Source organism: Streptomyces sp. AA4, from assembly GCF_000158875.1.
Classification (GTDB): domain Bacteria; phylum Actinomycetota; class Actinomycetes; order Mycobacteriales; family Pseudonocardiaceae; genus Amycolatopsis.
On sequence record NZ_GG657746.1, the window covers coordinates 5,031,059 to 5,040,626 of the forward strand.

At 70.3% G+C, this 9,568-nt stretch carries 11 protein-coding genes and 1 pseudogene; 5 read left to right on the plus strand and 7 right to left on the minus strand.

Features of this window, described 5'->3' with window-relative positions:
• Positions 1-37 precede the first annotated feature (37 nt).
• Positions 38-328 (plus strand): annotated as a pseudogene (locus SSMG_RS47105) (DUF6000 family protein); the annotation flags it as partial.
• Positions 329-381: 53 nt separating this feature from the next.
• On the opposite strand, the gene SSMG_RS44380 reads toward SSMG_RS47105, so the two are convergent.
• From SSMG_RS44380 to SSMG_RS23035, 3 genes are read right to left on the minus strand one after another with little or no spacing between them, the layout of a single operon-like run.
• Positions 382-834, minus strand: coding sequence for a hypothetical protein (locus tag SSMG_RS44380; RefSeq protein WP_009079901.1), 453 nt, complete (start codon positions 832-834; stop codon positions 382-384).
• A 7-nt stretch (positions 835-841) separates the two neighbouring features.
• Positions 842-1,171: a branched-chain amino acid transporter permease gene (locus tag SSMG_RS23030; RefSeq protein ID WP_009079903.1), complete on the minus strand. Its 330-nt coding sequence runs from the start codon at positions 1,169-1,171 to the stop codon at positions 842-844.
• Positions 1,164-1,880, minus strand: coding sequence for an AzlC family ABC transporter permease (locus tag SSMG_RS23035; protein WP_009079904.1), 717 nt, complete (start codon positions 1,878-1,880; stop codon positions 1,164-1,166). Before SSMG_RS23035 ends, SSMG_RS23030 begins: the two co-directional genes overlap by 8 nt.
• Positions 1,881-1,943: 63 nt before the next feature.
• On the opposite strand from SSMG_RS23035, the gene SSMG_RS23040 reads away from it, so the two are divergent.
• Complete coding sequence (locus tag SSMG_RS23040; RefSeq protein WP_009079907.1) at positions 1,944-2,402, plus strand: Lrp/AsnC family transcriptional regulator; 459 nt, start codon at positions 1,944-1,946, stop codon at positions 2,400-2,402.
• Positions 2,403-2,444: 42 nt separating this feature from the next.
• Here the strand turns inward: SSMG_RS23040 and SSMG_RS23045 are convergent, their stop codons facing one another.
• The 4 genes from SSMG_RS23045 to SSMG_RS23060 are packed head-to-tail and all read right to left on the minus strand — an operon-like array spanning position 2,445 to position 6,335.
• Positions 2,445-3,392 carry a zinc-binding dehydrogenase gene (locus SSMG_RS23045; RefSeq protein WP_009079909.1) on the minus strand — a complete coding sequence of 316 codons (948 nt, stop codon included), beginning with the start codon at positions 3,390-3,392 and terminating at the stop codon, positions 2,445-2,447.
• Between the two features lie 11 nt (positions 3,393-3,403).
• Positions 3,404-3,691, minus strand: coding sequence for an antibiotic biosynthesis monooxygenase (locus SSMG_RS23050; RefSeq protein WP_009079911.1), 288 nt, complete (start codon positions 3,689-3,691; stop codon positions 3,404-3,406).
• The gene (locus SSMG_RS23055; protein ID WP_009079912.1) at positions 3,688-5,382 is read right to left on the minus strand and encodes an AMP-binding protein; all 1,695 of its coding nucleotides are present in this window, start codon (positions 5,380-5,382) and stop codon (positions 3,688-3,690) included. Before SSMG_RS23055 ends, SSMG_RS23050 begins: the two co-directional genes overlap by 4 nt.
• Positions 5,379-6,335 (minus strand): cyclase family protein, encoded by a 957-nt coding sequence (locus tag SSMG_RS23060; RefSeq protein WP_009079913.1) that lies wholly within the window; start codon positions 6,333-6,335, stop codon positions 5,379-5,381. Before SSMG_RS23060 ends, SSMG_RS23055 begins: the two co-directional genes overlap by 4 nt.
• Before the next feature lie 161 nt (positions 6,336-6,496).
• On the opposite strand from SSMG_RS23060, the gene SSMG_RS23065 reads away from it, so the two are divergent.
• The 3 genes from SSMG_RS23065 (at position 6,497) to SSMG_RS23075 (ending at position 9,540) form a co-directional block, all read left to right on the plus strand.
• On the plus strand, positions 6,497-7,339 hold the full coding sequence (locus SSMG_RS23065) for a TetR family transcriptional regulator (RefSeq protein WP_078560855.1): 843 nt from the start codon (positions 6,497-6,499) through the stop codon (positions 7,337-7,339).
• Positions 7,340-7,478: 139 nt separating this feature from the next.
• Complete coding sequence (locus SSMG_RS23070; RefSeq protein ID WP_037714574.1) at positions 7,479-8,648, plus strand: CdaR family transcriptional regulator; 1,170 nt, start codon at positions 7,479-7,481, stop codon at positions 8,646-8,648.
• 169 nt (positions 8,649-8,817) lie between these two features.
• Positions 8,818-9,540, plus strand: coding sequence for a DJ-1/PfpI family protein (locus tag SSMG_RS23075; RefSeq protein ID WP_199785962.1), 723 nt, complete (start codon positions 8,818-8,820; stop codon positions 9,538-9,540).
• Positions 9,541-9,568 lie beyond the last annotated feature (28 nt).

A 9,568-nucleotide genomic window follows, 5' to 3' on the forward strand; every position in this document is an offset into this window, starting at 1 on the left:
ACCATCGCCGGGAACCCGCGCTCGGCGCCATCGTCGACTGACTGCGGCCTGGCTGGCCGGGCTCGACCGCCGCGAAGAGCACCGCGAGCTGATCGGCGAGCTGCTGCTGGCGAGCAAACTCTGTTGCGCGGGCCAGGGATTCTGCTCCGCGCTCGTCCGGTTCGGCACACGGCGGGACGCGCACCTGCTGGCCGGCTGCCTCGACCGGTACCTGGCCCGCCCCGACTGCCATTACGATCAGCACTGGGCGATGGGCGCGCTGCTTCATCTCGAGGCGCGGCTCGGCACCGACCACGCCAGCAGGTTCCTCGGGCCGGGCGGGCCATGGCCGCGGAGAAACCGGAAGCCTCGGGCATGGGCTGGCCGGGATGCCCTGCCCGGTCAAGCAAGACTGGCTTCGACGATCCAGACGTCGTATTCCTCGCTGGTCACTCCGCACACGACGCGGCCGTCCACGGACATCGTCACGAATTCGGGATCGCCGGGATTGTCGGCGAGATGCCGGGCGAGAGAAAGGTTCCGGCCGCGGCGGACGTGCGCCCACGGCAGGGCGCCCATTCCGTCGATGCCGACGCTGAGCAGAAAATCTCCGCCCGGACCGAAAACGCCGAGTTTCTCCGCCACCGACTCCCAGCATCGATCGACCTCGGGCACATACTCGTCCGGACCGGATTCGTACGGCACTCGCACGGTCGGCACCGCATTTCCGCTGATCACTGGTCGCCAGGCGGCCATCGGCGCAGGGCCGTCGAAATAACTCTCCGCCACTACGACGAGACCGGAGTCGCGAAGCAGGGAATTCCGCCGCTCCAGCGCGGAAAAAGGGTGATCCACCTTCGGATCATACCGGAAACAGCACGCTCGCCAGCACAACGTGCACCGCAGTGCCGCCGACGATGCTGAGCACTGCGTTGCGGCGCCACAGGTGCAGGCCGATCGTCACGGCGAGCGCGATGGTCGGGGCGAGGGCGCTCGCCGACGTCCACGACACGTCGCGCAGGCAATAGACCAGCAGGATCACCATGACGCCGGCGGGCATGCGGGTGCTCAGATACTGCACGGTCCGGCTGGCGCGCAACGGGGCCAGCACGGCGAACGGCAGCGCGCGCAACCCCCACGTGACCGCGGCGGAGACCGCGACCGCGGCGAGCAGGTAGGCGGCGTCAGGCATTGCTCACGCTCCGCTGGGCGACGACGCCGCGCACGACCAGTCCCGCGACGAACAGCAGGAAAGCCGCCAGCAGCATCTGGCCGGGGAAGACCACCCGGGCCACGACCGCGCTCAGGGCGGCGAGCACGGGAGTCGGCAGGTCGCCTTTGCGGTCGCGGACGGCGTCGAGCGCGAGGACTACGAACAAGGCCGTCATGGCGAAGTCCAGGCCGACGACGCCGCTCGGGATCAGCGAGCCGAGCAGTCCGCCCGCGGTGGCTCCGCCGACCCAGAACAGGTGCAGGAACAGTTGCAGCCACAGGATTCGCGCGCCGTTCCACTCGCGGGCGGCGTCCGTTGTGGACAGTGCGTAGGCCTCGTCGGTGAGGGCGAACGTGCTGTAAGCCCGCGCCCCGCGGCCGCGCACGCGATGCAGCGGGAAAGAGAGGGCGTAGAAGACATGCCGGACGTTGACCAGGAACGCCGAGAGCCCGATCGACGCCAGCGGGGCCGCCGCCGCGGCCAGGCCGATCAGCAGGAACTCGAACGAGCCCGCGTAGATGAACGTGGTGAAGATCGTCGCCCACCACCAGGCGAGGCCCGAATGAGTGAGGAACACGCCGAACGCGAGCCCGAGCGGGACCAGGCCGATCCCGACGGACCCGCACTCCTTCAGCGCGGCCAGCGCGGGCGAGCGATCACGAACAGCCAGGTCGGAGACGGTTTGCACGCTTGGAACACTACGTCAGCGCTCGGCTAATTTGGTGTCCGATGATGGCTCTATACTGGGTCCGTGAGCAATGTAGTACGACTAGACGCGGTGGATCGGGAAATTTTATTTCACTTGCGTCAGGACGGCAGGCTGACCAACGTCGAACTCGCCAAACGAGTGGGGCTCACCCCTCCCCCGTGCCTGCGCCGGGTCAAGCGCCTCGAAGACGCGGGAGTGATCGCCGGCTACCGCGCGGTGCTCGACCCCGGAGCCGTCGGCCGCGGGCTGGAAACGCTGATCGACCTCGAGGTCTACGCGACCGACCGGGCGACCATCGAGGCGCTCGAGGACACCATCGCCTCCTACGACGAGGTGATCGAGTTCCGCCGCCTCTTCGGCCGCCCGGACTACTTCATCCGCGTCGCGGTCGCCGATCACGCCGCGTACGAGGAATTCCAGACGCGAAAACTGTCCGGCCTGCCGGGCGTCCTGCGGGTCACGTCGCACCTGACAATGAAGAAGATCAAGGGCGACGCCTGAGCCCGCTCGCGGGCGATTTTCGGGCTCAAGCGCCGTCTGCGGTCACTCCGTCCGCAGCACGATCTTGCCGAGCTTTCCCGGCGTGCCCAGCCGGACATAAGCCTCAGCCGCCTGCTCCAACGGATAAACGCTGTCCACCGGCACGGTGAGCCGTCCCGTCGCGAGCGCGGCCAGGAGGCCTTTCCGCACCCGGTTCGCGAGTGCTGCCTTTTCGACGGTGCTGCGCGCCCGGATGGTCGACCCGAGCACCCGGCCGCGGACTCGCATCAGGTCGAACAGCCGCAGGGTCGTCTCCTCCCCGGCGCCGACTCCGATGACCAGGATCCGGCCGTACGGGTTGAGCCACCGCACCCGGCGCAGGCAGTCCTTGCCGCCGACCAGTTCGACGACGATGTCGTACGGACCGTTTTCCTCTTCCTGCTCCGGGGTCACGACCGTCGCCTCGGGGGCCAAGGCCTGGACGGCCGCGTGTGTCTCCGGGCGGCGCACGCTCGCGACGACGTCGGCCCCGGCGAGTGCGGCGACCTGCACCATCGCGGTGCCGACGCCGCCCGCCGCCCCGGTGACCAGGACTCGCTCGCCCGGGCGCACGCCGGCCGGGTCGACCAGGCCGTCCCAGGCGGTGCTGAACGCTTCGGGGAAACCGGCCGCGTGGACGTCGTCGACCGAGTCCGGGATCGGCAGCAGCAGGCTCGCCGGGACCGCGATGCGTTCGGCGTGCGCGCCGCCGCCGACTACTGCCATCACCCGGTCTCCGGCGGCCCAGCCGGTCGCGGTCGGCCCCGGGTCTTCGACCACCCCGGCGATCTCGAGCCCGGGGATGTCGTCCGGCCAGCCCGGCGGGGCGGGATAGGCGCCCCGGGCCTGCTGCAGGTCCGCCGCGTTCAGTCCGGCCGCGCGAATCCGGACCACGACCTGGTCGCCGTCCGCGGCCGGGTCGGGCGCCTCGCCGAGTTCGAACTGGCCGTCCTTGATTTTCACCGCGCGCATGGGCGTTTCCCTCACACTTCGTGGACGTGCTCGACTTCAGGCGGAGCGGCGAAGTACTCCCCCACCAGCTCGCGCCACCGCTGGAAATCCGGCGAGCCCCGGAACGTCACCGTGTGGTGCTCCACCGTTTCCCAGAGGACGACCAGACGGTAGCGCGCCGGTTTCTCGACCCCGCGCCACAGCACGGCTCCATGGCAGCCTTCCGCCTGGTCGAAAAGCGGCTTGGCCTTGGCCACCGCCTTTTCGAACTCCGCCTCCGTGCCGGGGCGGACGTCGATCTGCGCGAGTTCGCGGATCATCCGGATTTCCTTTCCCCGGCGGGGCTTTCCGCCGGCCTGCCCCGCAGTTCGCGGCGGAGGATCTTGCCGGAGGCGTTTTTCGGGATCTCGTCGAGGAATTCGACAAGACGGGGATATTTGTAGGCCGCCATCCGCTCCTTCGCGTAGTCGACCAGGTCCTGCGCGGACACGGCAGCGCCGGGATTGAGCGAGACGTACGCCTTGACCGTCTCGCCGCGGTACGGGTCGGGCACTCCGACGACAGCCGTCTCGCGCACGGCGGGGTGGGTGTAGAGCACGTCCTCGACCTCGCGCGGCCAGACCTTGTACCCGGCCGCGTTGATCATGTCCTTCTTGCGGTCCACCAGATAGAACCAGCCGTGCTCGTCCATGAACCCGACGTCCCCGGTGCGCAGTTCCCCGCCGGGCAACGATTCCTCGGTCGCGTCGGGCTTGTTCCAGTAGCCCGGCACCACTTGCGGGCCGGAGGTGGCCAGCTCGCCGATCTGCCCGGCCGGGACCTCCGCTCCGGCCTCGTCGAGCACCCGCACCACGGTGTTGAAGACGGGGACACCGATGGAAAGCGCACCGGAAGCAGGGTCGACCGGTGTTCGCACGCCGCGCGGAACGCAGTGCGACGGCGAACTCGTCTCGGTGAGGCCGTAGGCGTTGTGCACCTGGATGCCGAGCCGGTTCTCGAGCGATTCCGCGACCGCGGGCGCGATGGCGGCGCCGCCCGAGTAGACCGCGGTCAGCGAGGAGAAATCTTCTCGGCTCACTCCCGGAACGCCTGCCAGCGCGGTGAACGCGGTGATGGCGCCGATGGTGAAGGTCGGCCGGTGCTCGCGGATCGCGTCGAGCATCACGGCCGGCTGGAAGCGGTGCGCGAGCACCAGCGGCGCGGGCAGCAGCAGGGCGAGCATGGCGTGCCCGACGAGCCCGGTGATGTGGAACAGCGGGGCGATCCCGAGGATCGTGTCGGCTTCGCCGAGGCCGATCCAGTCCCGGTAGGTCTGCGCGTTGAAGACCAGGTTGCGGTGCGTGTTGATCGCGCCTTTGGGGACGCCGGTGGTGCCGGAGGTGTAAGTCAGCACCGCCGGGTCGGAGGGTTGCGGGTCCGGTGCCGTGATCGTGCGCCCGGAGTGCTGCGCCACCACCTCGGCGAGGTCGCGGACGCCCTCGTCGCGGCGCCGGGCCGCCTCGCCGAACAGGCGCGGGTCGTTGCGGGTCTGCCAGTCCAGTGCCGACGTGGTGACGACCGTCCGCACCGCGGTCCCGCCCTCGGCGATGACGTCGCGGGCGACCTCCGCGTACAGCTCGTCGAGGGCGAGCAGCGCCGTCGCGCCGGAGTCGGCGAGCAGATAGCTCAGCTCGCGGGCCCGGTTCATCGGGTTGATCGACACCGCGGTGCCGCCCGCCTTCCACGCGGCGAGCAGGCCGATGAGGTAGGCAGGGTTGTTCTGGGTGAACAGGGCCAGCCGGTCGCCCGGGGCGAAGCCGTCGTCCGCGAGCGCGACCGCCAGCGCGTTCGCGGCCTCGTCCACCTCGCGCACGGTCAGTGCGCCGTCGAAGTAGCGGATCAGCACGGTGTCCGGAGCGCGGCGGACGGACGCGTCGAAGAGGGCGAGCGCGGTGTCGTGTTCCGGGCTGATCTCGGCGGGGGTGCCCTCGCGGTAGAGCGCGAGCCAGGGTTTCGCGGTGTAGGCGCTCATTTCACCGCCATCGGGTTGACCGGCGAGCCGCTCGCCCGGTGGATCTTCAGCGGGGCCGCGGCGTAGAAGAACGTGTACTTGCCGTCTTCGGCGCAGTCGGCGGCGAGCTTCTCCAGGTCGCAGATCTCGGTGAACACGACGCCGAGGTTGCGCATCAACGCGTTGTGCAGCACCAGGGCCACGCCGGTGTTCGGGTCGGTGGTGACCTCGTTGGCGATGGTGTCGGTGACCAGGTTCGGGATTTCCCGGCGCTGGAACCATTCGACGAGTTCCGGCGAGTAGACGAGCCCGGCCTCGCAGAATCCGTCGTAGAAGGCGTCGCCCTGGTCGAAGAACAGCCGCAGGTGGTTGGTGCGGATCAGCAGGATGTCCCGGTTCTCGATCTTCGTGCCCTGCGCCTCGGCGCAGGCCTCCAGGTCCTCGTGGGTGAACGTCTCGCCCGCGTCGAGGTGGTCCTTGCCGCGGAACCGGGCCATGTCCAGCAGCACCCCGCGGCCCGCCACGCCGCGTTCGGCGATCGGGGCGACGCTGGCCTTGTCCAGGCCGCCGACGGTGCTCCGCGCGTCGTAGCCGTTCCAGATCCGGCCGTCGTACCAGACGTGCCCCAGCGCGTCGTACTGCGTCGAGCCCTGCAGGAACGCTTCGATCTTGTCGTCGGCGTAGTGCAGGCCGCCGGGGAATTCCGGCCCGTCGCCGCCCTCGTCCCAGGCGGACTCGTCGATGACCTGCTCGCGCTCGGCGGGACGGCGGCCCGGCCACACCGGCTCGCCGGCCGGGTCCCCGATCAGCCGCTGCAGGGTGAACACCTTGCCGGAGCCGATTTCCGCGACGCCGCGCAGGACCTCGGCCTCGGTCAGGTAGTTCAGCGCGCCGACCTCGTCGCCGGAGCCCCACTTCCCCCAGTTCGACGGCGCGTTCGCCAGCAGGTCGGTCAGGGCGGGTGCGTCGCTCATCGATCATCCTCCACGTCGAGCCAATCGGTTTCTGAACAAAGCCGTACGAGCGTTCGGTCGCGTTCAGTGCGGTGCCAGAGTGAGCCCGGCCGAACGCTTTGTCAATACACCTCCCCGAACTGGTGAAGACAACGGCTACCGGATGGACTATCGTGTTCAGAATGCCTGAACATCTCGCGACCGAACCGGGGGCGGGACCGCTCGTCCGGCAGGCCAGGACGCGGGCCCGGATGCCGCTGCGCGAACTGGCCCGCCGGATCGGGGTCAGCGCCGGGACGCTGAGCGCGGTCGAGAACGGGAAGACCGGCCTGACCGTGGAACGGCTGGGCCGGATCGCCGACGCGCTGGGCACGTCGGCGGCGGACCTGCTCGCCGCGCGGACCGCGCCGGAGGAGCGGCCCCCGGCGCCCGGCCGGCCCTGGCGCACGTTCGCGCCGCTGGACCTCGACCCGGTGCTGCGCGCCGCGATCGCCACGTTCGTCGTCACCGGCTACCACGGCGCGACCATGCGGCTGGTGGCCGCGAACGCCCGGATGAGCGTCCCCGGCGTCTATCACCACTACCCCAGCAAACAGCACCTGCTCGCCGCCATTCTCGACGTCGCGATGACCGAACTGCACTGGCGGATCCCCGCCGCCCGCGCGGACGGCGGCACCTCGGTCGAACGCTTCGCGAACATGGTCGAGGCGCTCGCGCTGTTCCACGCCCAGCGCCGCGACCTCGCCTTCATCGGGGCCAGCGAGATGCGGAGCTTCGAGGAGCCGAACCGGTCGCGGATCGCGGCCAGCCGCACCGAAATCCAGCGGCTGCTCGACAGCGAGGTCGACGCCGCGATCCGGGACGGCGAGTTCGCGACGCGGCATCCGCGCGACGCCGCCCGGGCCGTGGCGACCATGTGCACGTCGCTGCCGCAATGGTTCCGTGCGGACGGGCCCACCTCCCCGGAGCAGATCGCGGCCGAGTACGCGCAGTTCGCGGTCGACCTGATGCGCGGAAGCCGGTGAGCGCGGTCCGTTGCGGACAGTCGGCGGGCTTCCGGGCGCACGCCGAGCATCGCAGTGCCCGCGAACCGGAAGCAACCAAGACTGTCGGGCGGGCCAACCCGGTCTGTCCGCCGGCACAAGAGCCGGGAAGGGGCCGGACATGAGCGACGATCTCCGCGAGGTCGTCAGGCGGGCCGAGGCCGAACTCCCCCGGCTCGTCGACGCCCACGTCGCCCGCGTGCGCGACGAGATCGACATCTACCGCGACGACGGGCTCGTCCAGCCGGAGGATCTGCGCCGGTCGGTCGAGGCGAACATGCGGTTCATGATCGCCGCGCTGCGCGATCCGAAGGGCGGCAACGACTTCTCCGCGCCGCGCGAGACCGGGGCCCGGCGGGCGCGCCAAGGTGCGCCACTGCCCGAGGTGCTGCGGGCCTACCGGCTGGGATTCACCGCGCTGTGGGACACGCTCGCCGCGTCGGCGGATTACCAGCGGCCCGCGCTGATGCGTGCCCTGCTCGCCGCGGGGCGCGGTTTGTGGCTGCTCACCGACGAGTACGCCATCCAGCTGACCGAGGCGTACCGGGCGACGATGGCCGAACTGACCTTGGCGCGCGAGCGGCGCCGGTCCGCGCTCGCGGAGGCGTTGTTCACCGGAGAACCAGTCGCGGGAACGACGCACTGGGAAATCACCTCGCTGCTCGGCTTCCCGCCGGACGCCGGCCTGGTCGTCGTCATGGCCGAAACCCGCCGCGCCGACGAACCGCTGCCGGGCATCGAACAGCGCCTCGCCGAGCACGGCATGGTTTCGGTGTGGCGGCTGACGCCCGCGCTGCAGACGGGAATCGTCGCGCTTCCGGACAGCGACCCGGAGCCGCTCGTCGCCCTGCTGCGGCAAATCGCCAAGGCCCGGATCGGGATGAGCCAGCCTTATCGAGCCATCGGCGAAACCCCGCGGGCGGTCCGCCTGGCCAGGATCGCGCTCGTGTCCGCGCCGGAAGGCAGCAAGCAGGTCAGCGCTTTCCGGGCAGGCCGGGTCGCCGGTCTCGTCGCGCACGCCCCCGCCGAAGGCGTCCGCGTCGCACAGGCGGTGCTCGGGCCGATCCTCGAACTGCCCGCCGAGGACCGCGAAACCCTGCTCGCCACGATCCGGGCCTGGTTCGACAACGACGGCTCCGCCGAGCGAACCGGCAAGCAGCTGCACTGCCACCGCAACACCGTCCGGTACCGGCTGCGGCGGGTGCAGGAACTCACCGGGCATTCCTTCGCCAACCCGGCCGACATCGCCGAACTGGCCGTCGCCCTCGAAGCCGTGCCGCAGGACCGCTGAACGCCGCCGTTGTTCCCCAGTACAACGCGGGCAGTTCCCGGCGACAGCATTCCCCGGCGCCAGGATGCCCTGCTCGGCCCGCCTCGTTCCCCCAGGCAGACGCCCGTGACCGAGGCGGGTGTCGGAACCACTGTCCGGCCTGGCGAATCGGCCGGGAAAGGAAGGCATCGTGGCACTGCCGAAGAAGGCCCTCATCGCCATCCCCGCGAAGCACTTCGAGTTCTACGAGGACGGTTCGGAAACCGGCCTGTTCTACACCGAGGCACTGCATCCGTACTCGGTCTTCGCCGCCGCCGGGTTCGAAGTCGACCTGGTCAGCGAAACCGGCTCCTTCGGGCTCGACGCGCATTCCACCGAGGACCAGTTCCTCACCGAGGAGGACAAAGCGGTCTACCGCGATCCCGAGGCGCCGTTCAGCGTCAGCCTGAACAAGAACCTGAAGAAGGCCGCCGACGTCGACCCGGACGACTACGGCGTCTTCTTCGCCGCCGCCGGGCACGCGGCGATCTACGACTACCCCGGGGCCGCCGCGCTCCAGTCGGTCGCCCAGCGAATCTGGGACAACGGCGGCATCGTCGCCGCCATCTGCCACGGCCCGGCGATCCTGCCGTACGTGCGCGACAAGGAAACCGGCAAGTCCATCGTCAACGGCAAGCGGATCACCGGCTTCACCACCCAGGGCGAGATCGACCTCGGGCTGATCGAACGGATCAAGGACGACAACGCCCCGCTGATCGAGAACAGCGCGGCGGACGCGGGCGCGGAGTACGTCGCCCCTGCCCAGCCGTTCGACGACCTTTCGATCACCGACGGGCGGGTCGTGACCGGAGCCAACCCGGCCAGCGCGCACTCGGCGGCGCGGCGGGTCGTGGAGGCGTTCGAGCAGCTCTGACGGGTGTTGGCCGGGGGCGCGGGGCCGG

Coding starts and splice junctions, on each gene's coding strand:
- SSMG_RS23030 (WP_009079903.1), bottom strand. CDS start 1,171: ATGCCTGACGCCGCCTACCTGCTCGCCGCGGTCGCGGTCTCCGCCGCG.
- SSMG_RS23045 (WP_009079909.1), bottom strand. CDS start 3,392: ATGCGCGCGGTGAAAATCAAGGACGGCCAGTTCGAACTCGGCGAGGCG.
- SSMG_RS23050 (WP_009079911.1), bottom strand. CDS start 3,691: ATGATCCGCGAACTCGCGCAGATCGACGTCCGCCCCGGCACGGAGGCG.
- SSMG_RS23055 (WP_009079912.1), bottom strand. CDS start 5,382: ATGAGCGCCTACACCGCGAAACCCTGGCTCGCGCTCTACCGCGAGGGC.
- SSMG_RS23060 (WP_009079913.1), bottom strand. CDS start 6,335: ATGAGCGACGCACCCGCCCTGACCGACCTGCTGGCGAACGCGCCGTCG.
- SSMG_RS23065 (WP_078560855.1), top strand. CDS start 6,497: ATGCCTGAACATCTCGCGACCGAACCGGGGGCGGGACCGCTCGTCCGG.
- SSMG_RS23070 (WP_037714574.1), top strand. CDS start 7,479: ATGAGCGACGATCTCCGCGAGGTCGTCAGGCGGGCCGAGGCCGAACTC.